Source organism: Mucilaginibacter arboris (assembly GCF_009754915.1).
Classification (GTDB): Bacteria; Bacteroidota; Bacteroidia; order Sphingobacteriales; family Sphingobacteriaceae; genus Mucilaginibacter_A; species Mucilaginibacter_A arboris.
Genome location: NZ_WPIK01000006.1, coordinates 251,526 through 274,254, shown reverse-complemented (window position 1 = coordinate 274,254; position 22,729 = coordinate 251,526). Strand labels below are relative to the sequence as shown.

The 22,729-nt window shown below is 41.7% G+C and carries 15 protein-coding genes and 1 pseudogene; 9 read left to right on the top strand and 7 right to left on the bottom strand.

Annotated features, from left to right (window positions below; all coding sequences use genetic code 11):
• Positions 1-113 precede the first annotated feature (113 nt).
• From GO621_RS08705 to GO621_RS08695, 3 genes and pseudogenes are all read left to right on the top strand, one after another.
• Positions 114-1,562: pseudogene (locus tag GO621_RS08705) on the top strand (IS1182 family transposase).
• A gap of 687 nt (positions 1,563-2,249) precedes the next feature.
• Positions 2,250-5,918, top strand: a complete 3,669-nt coding sequence (locus GO621_RS08700) for a CheR family methyltransferase (RefSeq protein ID WP_157566077.1) — start codon at positions 2,250-2,252, stop codon at positions 5,916-5,918.
• Positions 5,919-5,967: 49 nt separating this feature from the next.
• Entirely contained in the window at positions 5,968-6,999 is a 1,032-nt protein-coding gene (locus tag GO621_RS08695) for a chemotaxis protein CheB (RefSeq protein ID WP_157566076.1), read from the top strand.
• Between the two features lie 533 nt (positions 7,000-7,532).
• Here the strand turns inward: GO621_RS08695 and GO621_RS08690 are convergent.
• From GO621_RS08690 to GO621_RS08675, 4 genes are all read right to left on the bottom strand, one after another.
• Entirely contained in the window at positions 7,533-8,510 is a 978-nt protein-coding gene (locus GO621_RS08690) for a 2-hydroxyacid dehydrogenase (protein WP_157566075.1), read from the bottom strand.
• An 82-nt stretch (positions 8,511-8,592) separates the two neighbouring features.
• A complete protein-coding gene (locus GO621_RS08685; RefSeq protein WP_157566074.1) occupies positions 8,593-9,648 on the bottom strand; it encodes a response regulator in 1,056 nt (351 codons plus the stop codon).
• 17 nt (positions 9,649-9,665) lie between these two features.
• Positions 9,666-10,886, bottom strand: a complete 1,221-nt coding sequence (locus GO621_RS08680) for a PAS domain-containing sensor histidine kinase (RefSeq protein WP_157566073.1) — start codon at positions 10,884-10,886, stop codon at positions 9,666-9,668.
• 115 nt (positions 10,887-11,001) lie between these two features.
• The gene (locus tag GO621_RS08675; protein ID WP_157566071.1) at positions 11,002-11,361 is read right to left on the bottom strand and encodes a hypothetical protein; all 360 of its coding nucleotides are present in this window, start codon (positions 11,359-11,361) and stop codon (positions 11,002-11,004) included.
• Positions 11,362-11,855: 494 nt separating this feature from the next.
• Here GO621_RS08675 and GO621_RS08670 point away from each other — a divergent pair, with 494 nt between their 5' ends.
• The 4 genes from GO621_RS08670 (at position 11,856) to GO621_RS08655 (ending at position 17,034) form a co-directional block, all read left to right on the top strand.
• Positions 11,856-13,655: a thiamine pyrophosphate-binding protein gene (locus tag GO621_RS08670; RefSeq protein WP_198170187.1), complete on the top strand. Its 1,800-nt coding sequence runs from the start codon at positions 11,856-11,858 to the stop codon at positions 13,653-13,655.
• 65 nt (positions 13,656-13,720) lie between these two features.
• On the top strand, positions 13,721-14,737 hold the full coding sequence (locus GO621_RS08665; protein WP_317163416.1) for an SDR family oxidoreductase: 1,017 nt from the start codon (positions 13,721-13,723) through the stop codon (positions 14,735-14,737).
• Between the two features lie 214 nt (positions 14,738-14,951).
• A complete protein-coding gene (locus GO621_RS08660; protein ID WP_157566070.1) occupies positions 14,952-15,449 on the top strand; it encodes a DUF4142 domain-containing protein in 498 nt (165 codons plus the stop codon).
• Positions 15,450-15,750: 301 nt separating this feature from the next.
• The gene (locus GO621_RS08655; RefSeq protein ID WP_198170186.1) at positions 15,751-17,034 is read left to right on the top strand and encodes a family 43 glycosylhydrolase; all 1,284 of its coding nucleotides are present in this window, start codon (positions 15,751-15,753) and stop codon (positions 17,032-17,034) included.
• A 584-nt stretch (positions 17,035-17,618) separates the two neighbouring features.
• Here the strand turns inward: GO621_RS08655 and GO621_RS08650 are convergent.
• Together GO621_RS08650 and GO621_RS08645 are read right to left on the bottom strand one after the other, a co-directional pair.
• Positions 17,619-18,419, bottom strand: coding sequence for a hypothetical protein (locus tag GO621_RS08650; protein ID WP_157566066.1), 801 nt, complete (start codon positions 18,417-18,419; stop codon positions 17,619-17,621).
• A 195-nt stretch (positions 18,420-18,614) separates the two neighbouring features.
• Entirely contained in the window at positions 18,615-20,168 is a 1,554-nt protein-coding gene (locus tag GO621_RS08645; RefSeq protein ID WP_157566064.1) for an IPT/TIG domain-containing protein, read from the bottom strand.
• 115 nt (positions 20,169-20,283) lie between these two features.
• On the opposite strand from GO621_RS08645, the gene GO621_RS08640 reads away from it, so the two are divergent.
• Complete coding sequence (locus GO621_RS08640) at positions 20,284-21,522, top strand: sensor histidine kinase (protein ID WP_157566062.1); 1,239 nt, start codon at positions 20,284-20,286, stop codon at positions 21,520-21,522.
• Positions 21,523-21,542: 20 nt separating this feature from the next.
• Positions 21,543-22,184 (top strand): response regulator transcription factor, encoded by a 642-nt coding sequence (locus GO621_RS08635; protein WP_157566060.1) that lies wholly within the window; start codon positions 21,543-21,545, stop codon positions 22,182-22,184.
• Positions 22,185-22,472: 288 nt separating this feature from the next.
• On the opposite strand, the gene GO621_RS08630 is transcribed toward GO621_RS08635, so the two are convergent.
• Positions 22,473-22,643, bottom strand: a complete 171-nt coding sequence (locus GO621_RS08630; RefSeq protein ID WP_157566058.1) for a hypothetical protein — start codon at positions 22,641-22,643, stop codon at positions 22,473-22,475.
• Positions 22,644-22,729 lie beyond the last annotated feature (86 nt).

Here is a 22,729-nt window from a genome sequence, read left to right as displayed (position 1 = left end):
AAACTGAGGACACTGAAAAAGTACCATGGAAAATGGGGATAAAAAGGAGCAGAGAAATTAAGTTTTCTGCTCCTTTTTTGTTATTTTTAAAGTATAATCAGCAGACCTTTCAGATGTTAGTTCAACAACAGCAAATTCAGTTCAGCGCTTTTTCGGGTTTATATGATTTGATCGTTCTCCAGGATAATCTTCTTCGCAAGATCAATGAACTGCTATGCTTTACTTTATCTACAAAGAATTGGTGGGCAAGTATTGTGCAAATAACGGGCGTATGGCAGAAAGCCCCGTACGGATGTTTAAATACCTGTTATTGAAAACGATCTATACCGTTTCGGATGTTGATATCGTTGAGCGTTCCAGGTACTATATGTCCTTCAAGTATTTCCTGGAGATGTTGCCTGGGCAGGAAATCATCGGCCATAGTTCGTTAACAAAGTTCCGGAAGCTGCGGTTGAAGGATACCGGCCTGTTAAACCGCTGATTGGTAAAAACCATCTCTATAGCTATTGAAAAGGGCATTATCCGCTCCAGGTCAATCATTGTAGGTGCTACGTATTCTTTTTCGCGATCCCATCCATATTCAGCATTGGAGGTATTGAGAGAGCGTTCAAAACTAATTCGAAAAGCGGTTTATGCTATAGATGAGGGTATGAAAGACCACATGCCAAAAAAGGATGATTCGGATGATCTGGAAAAGGAACTGGCTTGTTGCAGGGAACTTGAAAAGCATATCGAATCGGACCAAACGTTGAGTTTGGATCCTGCGGTCAAAGAAAAACTAAACCTGTTGAAGGAGACGGTAGAAGATACACTGGAAAACTACACGCCCTCCAAAGACAAGAATGCCAGGACTGGCCATACATCAGCCAACAGCTCATTTTTTGGTTACAAACCCATCGGGGGCCATGACACAGGAACGTATCATTACAGCTGCTGTGGTTACCTCCGGAGAAAAGGGGGACGGCCCCGAGCTTCCAAAACTTTTGGAGATTAGTCAAGGCAACGGGGCCAACGTAGGCGTAATTATCGGCGGCACAGCTTATTCAGAGAAGGAAAATCTTAAACTAACGGCCGAACAAGACATCAAGGTTGTGTCCAAGCTTGAAGCTGTAATAACATAGGACGTTAGAAAGGAAGAAGACGAGTTTGATTATAATAAGGATGCCGATATGTTTGTATGTCCGGCAAGCCATTTGGCCATCCGCAAAGCGAGGCAGGGGAAAAAAATGTTGAAAAAAACCAATCGTACACCTACTATTTCGACATTGAAAAATTTAAAACATGCCAGTTAATGAATGGGTGTTACAAGCCGGGGGCAAAGTCAAAAACGTATGCGGTAAAAATAAAGTCGACTGTACATCAGGAGCAACAGGCTTTCCAGGATACAAACTACTTTAAAGAAAAGGCCAAACATAGGTATAAAATCGAAGCAAAAAACAGCGAGTTGAAAAATGTCCATGGCTATGACGGGCAATAGCTTATGGGATTGAAAATATGGAGATGTAAGGGCACTGGCGATTTTAACACTTAACCTTAAAAGGATCATCAAACTAATATCTTAACTACAAAATAAAAAAAGACAGGCTGAAACCCTTAGCGCTTCAGTAAATCAGGCTGTTCCGCAATGCCTCACAAAATACATCGATAAAAAAAAAGCGATCAAGTAAAATCGTCTTTACTTGATCGCTTTTTTATATCCCCTCAACAGAGGTACTTTTTCAGTACCCTCTGCAAAACATGAAGGTTTTTTTTAAAGCGATTTTAATCCTTATAAAAAGCTTTTTCATAAGCCTGATTTGTTTGCACAATACAGTACCCATCACATGGTTAATTATAAGATTTAATTACATAAAAGACGGGCAAAGTCAGCAGTATTTACGCAGTAACTATCAGAATTACTTAACAATCGTAAAACCGCCACTATTAATTCCGGTATCGCCATGGGTGGCTGTATAAGCACAAGCTGTATATTCAGCTACATGACCCAGTGTTTGTCATTAAATATTGTATCGCGCAGCTTTAAATAAGCCTCTTTGGGTGTTTTGTTTGTCGTGTTAGAAAAAGTCAACTACCCCTCCGTTTCTAAATACTATCAGGATAGTTCCCCTACTTCATTTGTTGATGAGTAAAGTTTAATTAAAATTAACATTTTTTAAAAAATATTGGTTTAAAACTTCTGCAGGATATGCTTGTTTCGTTAAAAATTATAATCTTTAAAAAATATTCCCCTTAAACTTAAAAGGTTATCCATGTCATTAGCCGATGTTGCCCAGCCTGTTTCCAGTCAACAATTTCCAGTTGTTGGTGTTGGGGCTTCAGCCGGGGGACTGGAAGCATTCAAGCTTTTTATACAATCTATTCCTAAGAACTCGGCCATGGCTTATGTTTTCGTACAGCATTTAAGCTCAGGCCTTGAAAGCCAGTTAGCGGAAATCCTTCAGAAGCATACGCAAATGCCGGTACACCTGATAACAAATTACATACACCTGCAGCCAGACCATATCTATGTCATTCCGCCCGACCAGATGCTAACTGTTGTAGACGGATCGCTAAAACTTGAACCGATTGCAGACAGGAGAATAAAAATTATTGATCTTTTCTTTTCATCGTTAGGTGTCGTTCATCAAAGCTTTGCCGTTGGCGTAGTGCTTTCAGGGTCTTTAAACGACGGTACATTAGGGCTTCAGGTGATCAAGGCCAATGGCGGCCTCACCTTTGCCCAGGATGAATCTTCTGCAGCTTTTGACAGTATGCCCAAAAGCGCTGTAAAGGCAGGGGCGGTTGATTTCATTCTTCCCCCGGAACAAATTGTCCCCAGGCTAATAGCCATTAACCGGCCTTTTAAAGGGGGGCCTATAGGAGAAGCCTTACCTGTTCCAAGTAGTCCGGACCAACAGGATGAAGAGGTTTTCAAGGAGCTGTTGACTCTCCTTCGTGTACGCAAAGGCGTTAATTTTACTGATTATAAACAGAGCACGGTCAAAAGGCGTATTGCCCGCCGAATGGCTTTAAGTAAAATTGGGGAACCAAAGGATTATCTCCATTTTATCCGGGAAAATAAAAGTGAGCAGGATGCCCTTTACCAGGATATGCTCATCTCAGTTACCCATTTTTTTCGGGATACCAAAAGCTTTGATTCCTTGTGTAAAATTATCTTTCCCGGAATCCTGAAACAAAAGGCAGCCCGGGAACCGCTAAGAATTTGGGTTGCAGGTTGTGCAACAGGCGAAGAAGCTTACTCCATGGCGATATGTTTACATGAATTTTTAGGTGACAAGGCGGGCGGACAAAAAATACAGATTTTTGCGACAGATATTTCTGAAACCGCAATTAATAAGGCCCGTTCCGGCATTTACAATGAAGCAGAACTGGAAGGCATCTCCATACAGCGCAAACAACAGTTTTTCATTAAAATGGACGGCCATTACCAGGTGAAAAAATCCATCAGGGAACTTTGTATTTTTGCCCATCACAATATACTTGGTGACCCCCCGTTTTCCAAAGTAGCCCTGATTAGTTGTCGTAATGTGCTGATCTACCTGGAACCGGTACTTCAGAAACGGGCATTAAGTGCTTTTCATTATGCATTAAATGAAAATGGTTATTTAATGTTAGGGAAATCTGAAACTACCGGCAGTAGTAATGAGTTATTTACTCCTTTTAACAAGCAGGACAGGATATATCAGCCCAAAGGGCCTCATGGAAGATACCCAAATATAATTCCGGAAAGGCGGAAACCTGCGTTAGAAGGCCAGGGCCAAACCCTTCCAATCGATAAGTTCCTTATAAAGGATATCCATAAAACTGCCGATTCCATTTTGCTCTCTAAATATTCCCCTTCAGGAGTATTGGTTAACCAGAATTTTGACATTATTGAATTTCGCCGTAAAACGGACCCCTGGCTTTCGGTGCCTATGGGAAAGCCGAGCTTGAACGTGTTAAAAATGGCCAGGGAAGGACTCTCCTTTGAAATCCGCAGCCTGTTACAACAAGCAAAAACACAACAAGTGTCCGTTCGTAAAGAAGGTATATTCTTTAAGCTGAACGGGATTCAGCAATATGTGGATATAGAAGTAGTGCCTTTAGCTGATGCCTCTGAGGCATACTACTTAATACTGTTTCAAAACAGTGTCCCCTCACAAAACCGGGATGTAAGGTCGGGACCAAAAGATACACCGGAACAGGTTTCTGAAAGCACTAAACCGCTACTTATGCGCATAGAGCAGCTGGAAAACGAACTGGCACAGGCGCGCGAGGACATGCGGGCGGTAACCGAGATGCAGGATGCTGCTAATGAGGAACTGCAAAGCGCGAATGAAGAACTGCTTTCTGGAAGTGAAGAGCTGCAGAGCCTGAACGAAGAACTGGAAGCTTCCAAGGAGGAGCTGCAAAGCACGAATGAAGAAATTATTACCGTAAACAACGAATTGCTGGACCGCAATGAACAATTGGATAATTCCCGAAAATATACTGAAAAGATATTCAGCATCATTCATGATTCATTGGTTGTTCTAAATAAAGAGCTTATAGTATTAAGGGCTACGGACGGGTTTTATAAGTTATTTAAGACAAGGGAGCAGGAAACGGAAGGCCAGTTTCTATACAAATTGGATGCAGGGCATTGGAATACTCCAGCGCTCCGGCACTATTTTGAAAATATCTTGCCAGAACAAGGTTATTTTGAAGGATTGGAAGTGGGCATGGAGAGCAGCAGGACTGGCCCTATGGAGTTGCTTGTGAATGCCCAGCAGTTTGACACCCATACGGGAGAAAAACTGATTATGATAGCTGTAAGTGATATTACCACTAAAAAGAAGCTCGCCAAAACAGAAAAACTACTGCAGGAAAGCCGGGACAGGCTATCTTTTGCTATTGAATCAGCCGGTATGGGGACATGGGATCTTACCCCTTCTACCGGAGAACTTATATGGGACAAGCGCAGTAAAGAGCTTTTTGGTTATACCTCAGCAGGTTCCGCCCACTACAACATCTTTCTTGGCCAGGTACATCCCGATGACCGCAGTAATCTACATGAAATAATACAAAAGACTTTGAGGGGGGAAAACGGAGGAAATTTTAACGCACAGTATCGTATGGTACGGCCCCCAGATCAAAAGATTTGCTGGATGAAATCCAAAGGTAAAGCCTATTTTGATGAACAAAACCAGCCTGTCCGCTTCGTAGGTACTGTTTTAGACATATCAACTGAAAAACAGGCAGAGCAAAATATGGGTAAGTTGCTGCAGGAAAAAGATGAGTTCATGAGTATTGCCAGCCACGAATTAAAGACCCCTATTACCAGTATTAAAGCCGGCCTGCAAATACTGGAACGCTCGATGACTGGGAAAGAGGAGTTTAAAAATATTCTTTTACTGGCAAAAAGGGCAAACCAGCAAACGGGTAAATTAGCAGATCTTGTAAAAGACCTTCTGGATGTAACCAAAATCCAGTCAGGAAGTTTAGTGCTTGATAAATTCCGCTTTCCAATTGTAGGGTTTGTTCGGGAATGCTGCGAGCAAATATCCGACAAAAGTGGAGATTACGAGATCATAATTCACGGCAGCGAGGATTTAATGGTATATGCAGACAGAAACCGTACTGAACAGGTAATGACGAATTTAATTACCAATGCCATTAAATACGCTCCGGGAAGCAATATAATGAAAATAGCGATAACGAAGGAAATTGGTTCTGTTAAAATTACTGTAACTGATTTTGGAATAGGTGTTGCAAAGGAGAAAATCCCTTTTTTATTTGACAGGTTTTTCAGGGCAGAGGAAGTAACAAAAAATTATGCTGGTTTAGGATTGGGGCTTTATATCTCGGCAGAAATCGTTAAGCGCCACCATGGAGAAATCGGTGTGGAAAGTGAGCCGGGAAAAGGGTCCTCTTTCTGGTTTACCCTGCCTGATGAATAAGACAAGGAAGTGCGAGCCGCTAATTTAAAATACTAAATAGTTTTTTAGAATGAAAAGACCACAAGTTATAAAAAAGCCGGGGCAGATATCAAAAATTGTCGTCATCGGAACATCTGCCGGAGGCCTTCATGCACTGACAACACTAATTAGCCAGTTACAGCAGGACTTTCCCGCTCCGATATTGGTAGTTCAGCATATCTCTGCTGATGCAGTAGGAAATGTGCTTTTAGATGGGTTAAATAAGTCTGGCAAATTATTTTGCGTGCATGCTGAAAACGGAATGGAACTTGCGCCGGGGCATTTATACCTGGCCCCGTCTGACCACCACCTGATGATCGATCAGGAAGGGAAAATATTGGTAACAAAAGGGGCACATGAAAACCGCTCACGTCCTGCTATAGATCCTTTGTTCCGCTCTGCTGCCGTAGCTTTCGGCAGTAAGCTTATTGGAATATTACTGACCGGTTACCTGGATGATGGGACGGCCGGCCTAAAAGTCATCAAAAGGTGCGGAGGAATTTGTATTATTCAGGATCCGAAAGATGCTGAGTACCCAGATATGCCGAGAAATGCTTTAAACCAGTTAGAACCGGATTACGTTGTCCCTTTGTCTGAAATGGGCAGTCTGCTTGAACAGCTTGTTGCAATGGCACCGGAAGCAAGCGGGCCAGTTCCCGAAGATATTTTAATCGAAGCTAAAATTGCAGCGCGCGTACTGAGTGACCTAACTTCTGTCAACGCCTTAGGCAACCAGGTCCCTTTCAATTGTCCCGGTTGTGGTGGCGTACTATGGCAGGTGGACGAAGGCCCTGCGCTCAGGTTCCGTTGCCATGTTGGCCACGCCTATACATCTGCAACCCTGCTTGCCGAGCAGACCAAAAAGATGGAAGAAACGATGTGGACAGCACTCCGGATGTTTGAGGAAAGAAAAAACCTGCTCACCACAATGGCTAAAGGACAAAAAGGTGCAGCTTTACAGTCATCCCTGGAAAGGGCAAAACTATCCGAAGTCCATATCGGCCGCATCAAAGCGATTTTGTTAGCTAACGATAAAGGGACAGGTAGCGATATACCTACCTAAAGATAAAGGACATTAAAAGGAATCCGTGTTTTGCTTCTGTCGGCGGTAAGCTTTCGCACAACTCATTACTATTCGCATGTTTTATAAGTCTGATATACATTATACTTACAGCAGAAAGTTATTACAGTTTTGCGGATGACGATCTGATGTTCTAAGCTTTCGGGCTTTTTTATTTAAGGTTATCTGTTGTATCTCTAACAACTAATTAACAGGTTCCTTTTAACAATAGGCTGATAACAGTGAGGTTGTTTAAACTTTTTGGTACCAATTTCAATTTGATCCTTCGGCATGCCGAGGTTTGGTGCCCATGCTTCTTTTACCGGATAAAATTGGTGTTTACATTTAATCACTAAAGACCTATAAGGTTTTGAAAACCTTATAGGTCTTTAGTGAATGGTTACATTTTTAGGCGATAAAAGAAGCATCGGCCCCAAAAACAAAACCTAACGACCAACATTTTTAGGCGATAAAAGAAGCATCGGCCCAAAAAAAGAGGGCCAGAAAAAAAGTTTAAACAACTTCAGTATTGAAACTTAGATTGCCAGCATGCCTAAACATTTTTTTTGCTGCCAGATGTTTAAATGAGCGATGGTTTTTATAGCGATTTCCTGCAAGGCTTCCTGTGTTAGAAATCCCTGGTGTGGTGTAATCATTACGTTTGATAAAGTCATTAATTCTTCCAAAAGCGGGTTTCTGTTGCTATCAGCATGATGATCTTCAAAGAAGATTCCTTTTTCATCCTCAAAAACATCTATCCCTAAATAACCGATATAGCCGTTTTTTAAGGCCCCAAGAACATCGGTTGTATTGATTAGCGCGCCTCTTGCCGTATTAATCAGCATAACACCTTTTTTCATCAAAGCGATGGTTTCTTTATTGACCAAATATTTTGTTTGCGGAGTAAGCGGCAGGTGCAGGGAAATAACATCAGAATGTTTAAAGAGTGCTTCCAAGTTAACTTGCTCAATTCCAGTCAAGGCTTGATTTGCAACATCAAAGCCTAAAACAGTACACCCAAGGCCGTTATAAATTGCCGCTGTCGCCCGTCCTATTGTGCCTAAACCTATAATGCCGACTGTTTTCCCGTAAAAGTTAAAACCGATGTGCTGGTCAATCCTGAAATCGAAATTCCTGCTTTGGTTAACCGTTTCTACCAGCTTCCTGTTGAGCGCCATGGCTAACGCTACGCTTTGTTCTGCAATGGCAAAAGGCGAATAAGAAGGAATATTGGCTACTTTAATACCAAAACTTGCAGCAGCATTTAAATCGATCTGGTCTGTCCCGGTAGAACGTGTTACGATATATTTCACGCCAAAACCAGCCAGTTTTTCTATTACCGGTGCAGAAACATCATCATTGGTAAAAACCAGTACGGCATCTTTCCCTTCGGCATAAAAGGCTGTTTGCAGGTTTAGCGTGTTCGAAATTAAGGTGAGATCGTGCTTTTTTTGGTTGGCCAACGCCAAGGGTTCTTTCTCGAAAGAACGGATACTATATGCTACTGCTTTCATCTGCTCCGGATTAATTAATCCAAAGTTATCTGAAAGCATTCTGGCTTTACATAAGCGAAATCAAAAGCAGAAATGACCTTCGTCAGTTTTTCATGTTCTGAAGCTTGTTTAAGTTCAGGATCATAATCTGACTGCCTTTTTTATCGATCAAACCTTCGTCTTTAAAATCACTTAACGTGCGGCTTACTGTTTCTGATGCCATGCCTGCCATCGCAGCCAAATCTTCGCGGGATGCTTTTAAGTTGATAGCAGAAGAAAGATTTTTTGCCGATAAACGAAGCAATACTTCAGCCATTCTTTTTCGTACCGAGTGATAAGCCAGTTGGAGTAATTGTTCTTCTTTTTCGCGCAGGTTATTGGAAAGTATTTTGATGAACTGACGGCCGACATCGGGATATTTGTTCAACAATTCTTCTGCCAGATTTTTGGGCAGCAGGCAAAGTGTACTATCTTCCAAAGCTTCTGCAGTTTCGTAGTTTGTGCTATTTAACAGCAACGCATGGATACCAAAATATTCATCCGCGCAGTAAATTGCTGTTAATAATTCCCGGCCGTCTTCGCTTATTACAAATGTTTTTATTTTGCCAGATAGCACTAAGTAAATTCCGGAAACAGCATCGCCATTATAATAAATCACCTGTTTCTTTTTTACCTGGCGGATTTTACGTTCGGCTATCAGCTTTTTCAGTTCTGCTAAACCGTTAGAATGGTTAACTAAATTACTTAAATTTTCTAATGCTTTGCTGTAAAAAGCCTGTTGTTTTTCCTTCTTTTTCAAGCGGCTTTCAATGGCGTTCATCAGTTCTACATCGTCAAAAGGTTTGGTCAGGTAATCATCTGCGCCCATTTCCATACCTTTTCGCATATCCGGCCTTTCAGCTTTTGCCGTCAGAAAAATAAACGGAACAGCCGAAGTTTCCGGGTTCTTGTTTAGCATAAACAAAACGCCGTAACCATCCAGTTCCGGCATCATGATATCGCACAAAATCAAATCCGGCAGATGTTGTTGTGCAAGCTCTACGCCTGTTTTTCCGTTATCCGCTGTTAAAACTTCATAATCTGCCAGCTCTAAAATTTCGGCTGTGCTTTCCCTGATGTCTTCATTATCTTCAATTAACAGAATACTTATTTTTTTCATCAGCGTTGATTTATGTTTTAAGAAGATGGAGATATTGCGGGCATACTGTTTTTATCACCTAAAAATGAGAGCGTAAATTGTGTCCCTTTATTTTGCGTACTTTCAAAATCAATTTTTCCGTTCATTAACCCAACATAGCGCTGTACAATGTTCAAGCCCAAGCCAGTACCTGAAATATTTCCTGTATTATGCGCCCGGAAAAACGGCTGGAACAAATATTTCTGATCTGTTTCCGGAATGCCGATGCCATTATCTTTTATCGTAATATGGTACCCGCCATTACTAATTTCAGTGTTAAATTCAATCAGCGTATTTTCTCCTGAGTATTTAATGGCATTTGCAATTAAGTTGATGATACAGTTTTTAAGCAGGTTTTGGTCTGACGTAATTTCACTTTCTGCCCCGGTATGCTGGTAAATAATATTCTGGTTTTGCTTGGCTATCAGCTGCATTTCTTCTGTAATTTCTTCTGCAAACTTTACCATGTTAAAAGAAGTATTGTTGAGTTCCACTTTTCCGGCTTCCAGCCTTTCCAGCGATAAAAAATCATTCAAAATATTGGTTAAGTTGCCAACCGCATTTTTAATTTTATTAACATGCTTGGTAATATTGGCATTGCTTAATGGTTGTGCATATTTTTCGATGAGCGACGCGGAAAGCTGAACAGAACTTAACGGCGTGCGAAACTCGTGCGAAGCCATCGAAACAAACCTTGTTTTCAGTTGGTTCAGTTCTTTTTCTTTTTCTAAGGATAAGCTCAATCTATCTTTTGCCAGTTCCAGTTCGGTTACGGTTTTAACCAAATCCTGTGTACGTTCTTCGATTTTCCCTTCCAGGGACTCCGTATAAACCTTTAGTTTTTCTTCTGCTTCTTTTTGCTTGGATAGATCGTGAATAAAGCCTGTAAAAATTTTACGGTTTTCGTACTGCACTTCACTTACGGCTAACCAGAAAGGAAAAGTTGTGCCATCTTTCCGCAACCCAAGCACTTCCCGGCCAATACCAATAATGTGTTTCTGTTTAGTTTGATGATAACGTTCGAGGTAATTGTCGTGCTGGCCCTTATCCGGCTCGGGCATCAGCATGGAAATATTTTTACCTGTTACTTCCTCGTTTTTATATCCAAAAAGCCGAAGCGCCGCAGGATTAAGTGTTTCTATTTTGCCTCGATCATCTATCGTGATAATTCCGTCTATCGCGGTTTCAATAATGGCATTAAGCAGTCGGGCTTTTTCCATGTAAGGAATTTGAAACGCAAACTTAGAATTTTGGATTTAACAATCAGAAATTTGATTATAAAAGAAAAGCGGCCTGAAGTAAGAAGCCGCCTGATATCTACATTAATAAGGTTACTTAAAAAAGCATAATTGCAGCCATTGCAAAATGTATGACAGCACTAATTGCAAAGCAGAAAACAGTAGTGCGTATGCCAGAACCACCCATATTGGCAATAAGGCTGGTGAAGAAACAAATTAAACTGGTTGCCAAAAAGAATGGGGCAGCAGCGCCGTTATAAAAATAGGTCAATACACCGATCATGGGCACTAAGAAAACACCGTGGACCATCAGGGAAAGTAAAAAGAAAAAGGTATGGTTGCTTTTTTGACTATCGGCAAAAGTATTGTATTTGTTTACGATAAAAGAAGCATCAAATGGAATGTGTTCAGGAGCTGTTGTCCAGGTTGCAGGTGCTGTTGTTTTTAAAGTTGCCATGATCAAAATGTTTTTTATTTATAGAGTTATTTTATTTTCTGATACAAATTTGCAACAGATCCGTCGGTACAACCATGACCGCTATCAGTACAAAAAATGATTGAAATCATATTTTTAGGTTTGATTGGATCCGGTTTAAAAGCGTATCTGGCCGGTTTGAGAATGGACTATAAAAATTATAAAACCAATTAGTAGATAACAAACAGCAGGAGTGTACATTGCAGTTCCTGCATTTGTTGCTGGAACAATTGCACAAAATTAATCTCGCGGCCATCAGTCCGACTTATATCAAAAACGGATGATATCAAGCTATTTTCTGCCAGTTAAATACGCCATTAATCCTGATAGCAGGTCAGCTTAACCAGTCTAAGCAATTTTCAAGCGCCTTTAGGTTTCGGCCTTTTGTGGTTTAAAAGCAAAAAGATTGTTTTTAAAACAAATTTTCAAAATACTAAATTATGAATGTAGCATTTTTTGAAACCTCATTCATAGTTATGATGAAAAACACGTCAAGAAGAAAATTCGTACAGAATATATCTCTGGCGATTGCAGGTGCGGCAACGGTACCGGAGTTTTTAGCTGCAAAACTGGTTCAACCGTTAAATACCGGGCATATTGCTGATCAGGAAAATCTGATAGAGCCTTCATCCAGTGATAATACTTCGGATATTCTGATTGATAAACTGATTGCATGGAAGGTCGAAGTGATATTTGGAATGATTGGCGACGGGATTAATCCAATTATTGAATCCATACGTAAAAAGCAGGATAAAATAAGATTTATAACCGTTCGGCATGAAGAGGCTGCTGCTTTTATGGCCAGTGGTTATTTCAAGCACTCCGGTAAACTTGCTGCCTGTATCGCAACTTCCGGTCCGGGGGCAGTTCATCTGATGAATGGCATTTATGATGCTGCAAAAGAAAACGTACCGGTTATTGCCATCACCGGTTCTACTTACCATGATTTGCTGGGCACACATTTTACCCAGGAGGTAGATACTGTTTCCCTAATGAAAGATGCTACTGTTTTTAACCAGATGCTTACCGGCCCTCAGCATGCGCTGACAGCTGTTGACCTGGCTTGTCGCGCAGCATTAACCACACCCGGCGTTGCCCATTTAACAATCTCTACCGATGTGCAGCAAAAGGTTTTGTCGGAAGACAAAAAATCTAAAAAAGCTGCAAACCTGCATGGTTCTTCTACCTATATGCCCCGTGTAGAAACACCAGAAGAAGATGAATTAAATACAGCTGCAAATTTAATAAACTCCAGTTCAAAAGTAATGATTTTGGCAGGAAGAGGGGCTTTAAAAGCACGTGCTGAAGTAGGGCAATTGGCCGAAAAACTGGGTGCACCGGTTGCTAAAGCCTTGTTAGGAAAAGCTTTATTGCCTGATGATTCTCCTTTTACCACTGGTGGGACCGGGCATTTAGGTACTTATCCGTCCCAGCAAATGATGGCAGAATGTGACCTTTTACTCATTTTGGGCAGTACGATGCCCTGGATTGAATATTATCCAAAAAATGCAAAGGGAATTCAAATTGATCGTGACCCAAAACGGATTGGTTTACGTTTCCCGGTTGATATTGGCCTGAACGGCGATGTAAAAGCAACGCTTACAGCATTACTCCCAAAGCTCAAAAAAAACAGTAACCATAGCTTTTTACAATTAGCCCAACAGCGTATGGCCGACTGGAAAAAAACAATTGCCAGGTTGGAAGAAGATAAATCCCTGCCCATAAAACCACCTTTTCTGGTTGCCCAGGTTAACCGCTTGCTGACTGATGATGCGATGATTTCTATCGATACCGGTGCACATACTGTTTTTACTGCCCGTCATATCCAGATCAGGCCTCAGCAGCAAGTAGCAGTATGCGGTAACCTGGCCAGTATGGCTCCCGGTCTCCCGTATGCTATTGCTGCGCAAATCGCATATCCGGGAAGGCAATCCATTGCCATGGTAGGTGATGGTGGTTTTACTATGCTGATGGGAGAAATGGCAACTGCTGTGCGTTATAATTTACCAGTTAAGGTAGTAGTCTTCAAAAATAATACCCTTTCGATGGACCAGTACGAGCAACTGGATATCGGGAGTAAACCTTATGGCATCGATTTGCAGCCAATTGATTTCGTGAAAATAGCAGAAGCCTGCGGGGCAGAAGGCTATCGTTGTACTAAGCCTGATGAAATAGCCTCTACACTAAAAAAAGCTTTTGCTTCAACTCGTCCGGCTGTAATAGAGGTCTTGGTTGACCCGGAACAAAACCCGGCGCCGCCGGATAAACTGGTTTGAAGCCAAATATGATTAAAAGAAGGTTACGATCAAACCTATCCCTTGATAGTTAGTTATTTATCAAATTGTTACCGACAATGAAAGAAGAAAATAAAATCACCCGGCGGCAGGTAGTTGCCGGTTTAGGTACGGCCTTGGCAACTGTTGCTATTTCACCGGTACTTGCTTCATCAGTTACTGAAACGGCGCCAGCAGGACCTCCCAAGATAGATGACCCGAGAGGCAAATATCCCAAACCGCCTTTTAAGAGCCAGCCACAACCCTGGCCGGGCTTACAAAGCAAGATGGACCCTGTACCTGACTGCGGTGAGACAAGCTACAAGGGTTCCGGCCGGCTTACTGGTAGAAAAGCACTAATTACCGGTGGTGATTCGGGCATGGGACGGGCAGCTGCCATTGCCTATGCGCGAGAAGGCGCTGATGTAGCCATTAACTATTACCCGACGGAAGAGCCGGATGCCCGCGAAGTGATCGCGCTCATTAAAAAAGAAGGCCGCAAAGCGATAGCTATTCCCGGTGACTTGCGGAACGAGGCGTTCTGCAAACAATTGGTCCAAAAAGCGCTTGCCGAATTAGGAGGCCTTGATATTATTGTCAGCAATGCCGGCAGGCAACAGGCCTTCAGTTCTATCCTGGATATTACCAGCGAGGAATTCGATGCCACGATGAAGACCAATATTTATGCTCCATTCTGGATTATCCGGGAAGCCCTGCCACATCTGCCGCCGGGTTCTGCCATTATCGGCACCACGTCTGAGCAGGCCTATAACCCCGATCCCTGGTTGTATGCTTATGCACAAACGAAGGCGGCAACCATGAATTATGTTAAATCATTAGCTAAACAGCTTGGACCTAAAGGTATCCGGGTAAATGGTGTTGCGCCGGGCCCTATTTGGACGGCTTTGCAAGTAAGTGGTGGCACTACCCCCGAGAAGCAGCAATTGTTCGGCAGTTGGACACCTTTAGGCCGTCCGGGTACCCCTGCAGAACTGGCTTCCATCTATGTGCAATTAGCTGCAAGCGATGCGAGCTACGCTAATGGGCAGATTTATGGTTCTTCAGGTGGGGTCGGGCAACCATAATCAATAATATTAGGAAGTTGTTTAATTATATTGTAGAAAATCATCATGCTTCTTTTATCACTATAATTTTGTTTTTGTAATCCTTGCTTACATAAAAACATAATGGTTACTGTTTTTTAGGTGATAAAAGCAGTATCGAAAATATTACGGATAAAATTTAAACAGCTTATAAGTAAATCATGCATCTATTACCTATGAAAAAATAACCTTTCTTTTGGCCTTTGCCGGCTTAGCCTTATTTAATCCGGCCAAAGCACAAACCGAAGACCAGGATACAACAACCATTCATTTTATTGTGCAGGCGAGTATCAGCGGGCTGCAGGAAATTAGTGCAGGAGGCCTGGCCGCCCAGAAAGCGCTCAGGCCAGAAGTCAAAGCGTTTGGAAAACGCATGGTTGCAGACCATGGTAAAGCCCAGACAATGCTGATGCAACTGGCTAAATCCAAAGGGTACCAGGTTCCTTCGCAGGCAACTAGCCCTCCGGTACCCGAACCTATGCTAACCAAAGCATCAGGCAAAGACTTTGACAGGCTGTATGTCCACATGATGGTACCCGGCCACCGGCAAACTGTTTTACTGTTTCAAAATTATGCCATCAGAGGAAAAGATCCTGCCGTTAAAGCTTTTGCGCAGCAGACTTTATCTATGCTGAAGGAACATTTGGCTGCAATTACTGCTATTGATGACACAGTAAAAGAGGTTGCTCAATAATAGTACATCCGAGCCTGTTTTATGAGAAGTGACAGTACCCATACAAATAGTCATTCTGCAATTGCAGAATGACTATTTGTGTGGGTACTGATTGTACCTGTAATTAACAGTTTATGCTTTCTACAATAAATTTTAGAATAGTTGTGCAATCGATTGTATAATATAAAAATCCTTATTTAGCTTTATCACGCTGCTTGTTAAAAAACGTTGATCCGGCTATTACTATATCTAACCACTTATGAGAGATTCTTTTTTGGGCCTTTTACTTTTTGTCTGTTTTTTAGTCAGCCCAATACTGGGGATGGCTCAAAACCCTTTAATTATGAACCAATTTACGGCCGATCCCTCTGCCAGGGTTTTTGAGGGAAAGGTGTACGTTTACCCTTCACATGATATTATGGCAACGCCCGGACATGGACGTGTTGGTTGGTTTTGTATGAAAGACTACCATGTTTTTTCGTCTGAAAACCTCACTGATTGGACAGATCATGGTGTAATTGTGAGCCAAGATAAGGTAAAATGGACCGATTCAACTGCTTACAGCATGTGGGCACCTGATTGCCTGTTCAGAAATGGTAAATATTACTTCTATTTTCCGGCCCCTCCGAAAGATAAAAGATCGGGAAACGGTTTTGCTATTGGGGTTGCAATTGCTGACACGCCTTATGGTCCCTTTATTCCCAACCCAGAGCCAATTAAAGATGTTCATGGGATAGACCCGAACGTGTTTATGGACAAAAACGGGCAGGCTTACTTGTACTGGGCTCAGAGTAATATCTATGCAGCAAAACTAAAAGATAACATGCTTGAACTTGCGGGCGAACCGAAAGTGCTTGGCAATCTTCCTGATAAAGGGCTTAAAGAAGGCCCTTATCTATTTGAGCGAAAAGGCATTTACTACTTAACATATCCTCACGTAGAGAACAAAACCGAAAGATTGGAATATGCCACAAGCAATAATCCACTGGGGCCGTTCAAATTTACTGGTGTGATCATGGATGAATCAATTAGCGGATGCTGGACCAACCATCAGTCGATCGTTGAATACAAAGGGCAGTGGTATTTATTTTATCACAACGACGACCTTTCGCCCAATTTTGATAAAAACAGGTCCATTAGGGCAGATAGCCTGTTTTTTAATAGTGATGGTACCATACGGAAAGTCATACCTACGCTAAGAGGGGTAGGCGTAACACGAGCTACCAAAGAGATACAGGTTGACCGTTACAGCGATGCCAGTAAAGACGGTATATCGGTCAGTTATGTAGACACAGCTAACAGAATGCAAGGTTGGAAAGTGATCCTGGAACGGAAAGATTCCTGGGTACGATATAATGCCGTTGATTTTGGTAAGAAAAAGCTGAAAGTGGCAAACGGAAAAACGCTGTCAGCCCAAAGCAGCCTGCTCGAAATCAGGATCGATAAAGTGGACGGGACCCTGTTAGCCAGCATGAAAGTTGTTCCTGGAAGCAACTGGAACTTAAATAAAACCAGCTTAACAAATTTTCCTTCCGGAACACATGACCTGTTTGTTATTTTAAAAGATGCACATCCTGTACAGCTTGACTGGATACGGTTTGAATGATATTATTCGTACTTTCTATCCATTCCTATGTTTAACAGGAAAATATTAGAGCCTGTTTAGATTTTGCCCTGGTTATTTTCTATGCTTCTTTTATCACCTAAAAAACAGGACATTTTCATGCTTTTTGTATCGGTATAGAACAAAAACAAAATTTACAGGCATAAAAGAAGCATTATAAATTCTGCGGATATTAATTTAAACAGGCCCTGCAGTCTATCAAAATTAATATCCGGTTGGAATGCTGTATATGCAATCAACTGCGATAAAACCTTACTCATAATAAACTTTTTAGTTAATTCTTTATTGAATTTGGAGCTGATAGATTCACACATGGCCGAATTCGGTCTATCTTTAAGTAATCAGTATAGTATAATAAAGATTTTTACTAAACTATACTTTAAAACAAACATATCATTTCGTCACTAATAAGGCAGATAACATTTTTTCATGGCCTTGAAATAAGGGCAGTAATATTTGCTTCATCGATAAGGATTTGATTGTTGATAGCTTAAGTGGACAGTTCCGGCTTCTTTTATTATAAGCGACATTATTCTTTGCTTTTTTGAATGTAGCTTGGCGAAGATTTATTGATAAGTTAGCTTAAAGGTGCCATCAGTGATAACCTGGTTGCCTTGGGCATAAGCCGTAGCGGGCACTAAGATTGCTGTAAATGTACCGCTGATCGTTCTTGTTGCTGGATCAATGTCAGTAATTATTACTGTTGCGCTTCCGCCGTCATTAATGCTGCTCCAGCCTCTGCCGGGCCCTTGGCCGGCCTGCGGATTAATCTGATAAGTAATTGATGAAGCTGGTGTCTCTTTGCAAACATAAGTGCCAGGCCCGGTTACTGCATTCAGGTTGATGTTTAGGGGGCAAAATGCATCAGTATAATCAAAGCCTGAATTGTATGCTATTATACCATATACTGTTATACTCAGATTAGGTGAGGTATAATTTATCCTTGCACTATAGGTGTTTTGAACAGTACCATTTGCCTTATAGGAAGATATACTGTAAACAGGGGTTGGGGTAAAGGTAAGTGTGCCTAAGGCCGTAGTTTTGCCAGCCGTAATAGTGACGGTAGAATCAGCCGGCACCTTATATCCTGCGTTTACCGTAAAGTGTATAATGTAATTTCCCGCAGTCAGTCCGGAAACATTAATTGCTCCTGTGCCTGCATCCGGAATAATTATTTTCGAATTCGTTCCGGAGGTGCTAACCACAGATACAGCTTGTACCGCTACTGCTGGTGACACCACACCGCTAAGGTCACCATTCGTAACAGGTTTGGTTGTAGAGGATTGAGGTGTAACGGTATCATGGCCTTTATGGCAGGCGCTTATAGCAATGCTTACAAGGATAAGGCAAGCTATTGTTCTTTTCATTGTGCCTTTCGGTTTTTACACAAAAATACTAACTGTAACAAGGCCTGACAATCCCCCAATTTGGGGGATTTTTTGCTTAAAAAGGATAATTTTTTTCTAAATTATTTGTTCAGCAGTCTAACTAATTCATTTCTATCCCAGTGTTAATCCGGTTTTCATCTATGCTTCTATTTCAAATGCATAAAATGTTAAAGCCTACTTACAAAGTGCAACTGCCGCTAATGCATCTGGTGTTGCGGCATAGTTGCCATTACTGGTTAATGTAAGCGCAGGTACATAAACTGTTCTGTATACATCTGTTATAGTAGTAGGGGACCTATATGAATATGCAGGTGAAGTGCTTAATATACTGATTAGTGCCTTAAGCGGACAAAAATCATTAAGATTAGCGTTACCCGTAATACTGGCTATAGGCACAGATGTTAAGTTTTGCAGCCCCGCTAAAGAAGTAAGTTTTGCATTGCCGGTAATATTAATACCGTTAATTGAGGTCCCCCCCAGCAGTTGATAAATAGCTGGTAAAGTAAGCGTAGTTAATTGTTCTAATCCATGAAAGTTAGTTAAGGCAGGATTGCCGGAAATAGTAAGCGAACCCGCTGTTTGTAAAGCGCTGAACCCGCTTAGATCGGAAAGGGCGGTACCAGATATCAATAATGTACTCGTAGCTAATGATAAGGAGCTAAAATCCACATTAGACAGTTGCCCACAAGAAGATATCCGTAAACCACCAAGAATAGAATTACCGGTAATACTGGTAAGTGATTTAAAGCTGGCGTTATTCAGGTTTTTGCAGGAAGACAACAAAATATTGCCTGTTGTTCCTGTTAACTTATCCATAGTTATTGCAGTAACCACTAAGTTTTGAAAAGAAACGCTGCCTGCTGATGTAATGTTGTTTAAAAAAGAAACGTCAGAAAGCAAAGGGCAAGCTGATATGAAGAGGGTGCCCGAAACCGAAGTAATATTAGACAATCCGGCGACTGATGTAATATCGTTACCAGAAATACTTAGACCACCGTTAATCTGCAATTGTTTTCCTTTGTTAAGCGCAACAAAAGCATCAACTTCGGCCTGGGTAGTTAACCGTACATCACCGTTAACATAGGGCGAGGTAAGAGGTGAAATATAAGTAAATGCCGGTCCTGTAATACTTTGGCTGCCCACAGTAACGGTAACATTACCGCTGGTCGCTACAGGCGCGACTACTTTGATTTCTGTTGATGTAACCGACTGTACAGTGGCACCCACCCCGTTAAATAAAACCTTCACCCAGAGAGTAGAAGTCCCGAAGTTAGTGCCGGATATGGTAACTACCGCACCCGAAGAACCAGTGGCAGGCAATATCCCCGTTACCGTTGGGATTGCATAAGTAAACACCGGCCCTGTAATGGTAGTTAGCGCTTGTCCTGTAATACTTTGACTACCTACCGTTACCGTAACATTACCACTGGTCGCTACCGGCGCAACTACCTTTATTTCTGTTGCTGTAATTGATTGAACGGTACTGGCAACCCCGTTAAACAAAACAGTAGCAGAAGTTCCGAAGTTAGTGCCGGAAATGGTAACCACTGTACCTACACTCCCCGAGGAAGGCGATATGCTGCTTATGGTTACCTGTGCAGGCGCTTGTCCGGTAGTACCGGTTGTTGTAGTTGTGGTGGTAGTAAGATTTGGGATAGCTGGCTGCTCCTTTTTACAGCTTGAAAAGGCGAGCAATAACACCAATAAAGCAGGTAATAATTTGTTCATGGCCTGGAAAAATATAATGCAATTTACTACCACTTACTGCAATCATCAATCCCCCAATCTGGGGGATTTTGCAAATAGGTTTAGGTTCTGATAATGACTTGAACTACTTTTGATTATGGTGAAGTTCAAAACCCTGATAAATTGGTTCTTACCTGATAAGCTGAAGAACAATAGGCTGCATCCGGAATATGATCAGGTTTATACTTTGGTGTCTGCTAGCTTTTTTGCGACTATAGCGCTGCTTCTGTTATATGGAGTTTTGTTTTTTTTAGGTTATCAGATCAACGCCATTGCCTATAACGGACTAATGTGTTTCTGCCTGCTTTTTTTCGTCCGCAAAAGCATCATCAAAGTACCTATTTTTATTATGGGAATGGTAACTTATGTTATTTATTACCCTTATATAGCAAACTCTGGCGGCATTTATTCGCCTATGGTAGGTTTTCTTTATGTGTATCTTGTTGCAGCTTATTGGGGTAATCCTAAAACAGGCGCTTATGCAACCGGTTTAAATATTATTGTTCTTTACTTGCTGTACTTACATACGCCTTCAGAAATCGGATTACCAGTAACAGCAGGTGGCAGGTTAACTAGTTTTATTATACATGCTTTGGGTATGGGCTTTTTGGGGGCCCTGCTTTGGATGGTTCAAAAAAGGCAGGACGAGGCGCGGGAAGAAACCAAGCAGCTGCAAAACTACCGGATAGAGTTTTTGGACAAAGAAATTGCCAAACGTACCGAGCAGTTAAACAACATGCGGCAATCGCTGGCTACTGACTTTCATGACGAAACAGGCAACCTGCTTTCAGCTATTACCCGGCAAGCTGGTTTGCTTAAACTTCGGTTAAAACCAGATGACCCGGCTTTTCCAATGGCAGATAGTATCATCCGTAACAGCAATGAGCTTTACGCTTCCGGTAGGCATTTTTTATGGAACCTGAACCATGACAGCGATAACCCGCAAGTGCTTTTTGAGTACCTTACTTCTTTCGGGCAGTCTCTTTATAACCAGTTCGATATTTCCTTTTCAGCACAAAGCACCGATTGTTCATCTTCTAAAATTGACCCTTTTGCCTCCTTAACTATCATCTTCATTTTTAAAGAGGCCATGAACAATGTCATCAAGCATTCCGGCGCCAGCGAGGTAACATTTAAAATGACAAACTATAAGAACGACATTGAATTTTCATTGACCGATAACGGAAGCTGGAAACAGCCAGACGGGAAGGATGGGCATTACGGATTGCAAAATATGCAGATGCGAAGTGAAAAGCACCAGCTTAAATTTAAGGTGCACCCGGGCCCTACCGGAACGCGGATCGAAGTAGCCGTTCCAACAGTACCTTTAAAATAAACCGTTAACAAAAAACAATCATGCCAGAGAAAACAAGGATCGTTGTTATTGAAGATAATACCCAAATCAGGGAAGGCTTTGCAGCGGTGCTGGAAAGCACGGAAACCTTTATAATTACCGGGCAGTACAGCAACTGTGAAGAAGCGATTAAAAACTTACGGGACGACAGCCCAGAAATTGTACTGATGGACATTGACCTGCCCGGTATGAGTGGTATTGAAGGAACGGCTATTATTAAAAAGCTAATGCCTGCAACTATCGTGATCATCATTACGGTGCTGGAAGAAAGCGAAAAGGTTTTCCAATCGCTTTGTGCGGGTGCGGGCGGTTATATTGTCAAAAATTCTGCGTTGGAAGAAATTGTCAAAACCATTAACGAAGCTTTAGCTGGCGGCGCACCGATGAGCCTGTCTATTGCTAAAATGGTCGTTAGCTCTTTTAAGCAAAGCAATAGTTCTCCTTTATCGGAGCGCGAAACGGCAGTTTTGCGAGGAATAGCCGAAGGAAAAACTTATTCCAAAATCGCGCTGGATTTATTCGTTAGCAAAGAAACCATCCGCAGCCACATTAAAAATATTTATCATAAGCTGGCTGTCAACAGTAAAGCCCAGGCCCTGAAAATTGCTGGTGATAAAAAATGGATAACCGGCAGAAATTATTAAATTGAAAGGCTTTGCTGAATCGAAAAACCGTCTGCAATAATTAGAAGTAAAAACGCCATAATAATACCTATAATAAGGTTCGTTATCCTGCTATAGGTAAGCTGTAAAAAGAAAAACAATTTTTCTTAACTTTTTCGTTTGAAGGGCCGCTTTTGTAAGGGTGTGAACCTCAGTGTTGAGTTATCGTTTTTCTTCAGCATTGCTAAGCAGTTCTGCCAGTTTTGCGAAAGCTCAATTGGGTAACAGGCTGTTTCCCAATTTATGCCCGGTAAAAGAAGCATCTAATTTTCAGGCTTTGTTGTTTTTGCTTATGCTACACCTTTCCGGCTTTTTCAAATAAGCTTTCCTTCCCTCATCAAAATATTGTTTAAATCCATCAACCTGCCTGTTTGGCTGGCCTTCTTTGCAAACTGGTTTTTCTGTTTCAGAACCATTATCTGTTTTTTCTTTGATTAACATGATTGCAACTTACCTTGTTGGTTAAGCTATAGTAGATAAGATCGTACTTCCGTAGTTAACCCCAATTATTGGGCGCCAGGGTTTAA

Coding starts and splice junctions, on each gene's coding strand:
- GO621_RS08675 (WP_157566071.1), bottom strand. CDS start 11,361: ATGGCAACTTTAAAAACAACAGCACCTGCAACCTGGACAACAGCTCCT.
- GO621_RS08645 (WP_157566064.1), bottom strand. CDS start 20,168: ATGAACAAATTATTACCTGCTTTATTGGTGTTATTGCTCGCCTTTTCA.
- GO621_RS08640 (WP_157566062.1), top strand. CDS start 20,284: ATGGTGAAGTTCAAAACCCTGATAAATTGGTTCTTACCTGATAAGCTG.
- GO621_RS08630 (WP_157566058.1), bottom strand. CDS start 22,643: ATGTTAATCAAAGAAAAAACAGATAATGGTTCTGAAACAGAAAAACCA.
- GO621_RS08690 (WP_157566075.1), bottom strand. CDS start 8,510: ATGAAAGCAGTAGCATATAGTATCCGTTCTTTCGAGAAAGAACCCTTG.
- GO621_RS08680 (WP_157566073.1), bottom strand. CDS start 10,886: ATGGAAAAAGCCCGACTGCTTAATGCCATTATTGAAACCGCGATAGAC.
- GO621_RS08695 (WP_157566076.1), top strand. CDS start 5,968: ATGAAAAGACCACAAGTTATAAAAAAGCCGGGGCAGATATCAAAAATT.
- GO621_RS08685 (WP_157566074.1), bottom strand. CDS start 9,648: ATGAAAAAAATAAGTATTCTGTTAATTGAAGATAATGAAGACATCAGG.
- GO621_RS08670 (WP_198170187.1), top strand. CDS start 11,856: ATGATGAAAAACACGTCAAGAAGAAAATTCGTACAGAATATATCTCTG.
- GO621_RS08650 (WP_157566066.1), bottom strand. CDS start 18,419: ATGAAAAGAACAATAGCTTGCCTTATCCTTGTAAGCATTGCTATAAGC.
- GO621_RS08700 (WP_157566077.1), top strand. CDS start 2,250: ATGTCATTAGCCGATGTTGCCCAGCCTGTTTCCAGTCAACAATTTCCA.
- GO621_RS08655 (WP_198170186.1), top strand. CDS start 15,751: ATGGCTCAAAACCCTTTAATTATGAACCAATTTACGGCCGATCCCTCT.
- GO621_RS08635 (WP_157566060.1), top strand. CDS start 21,543: ATGCCAGAGAAAACAAGGATCGTTGTTATTGAAGATAATACCCAAATC.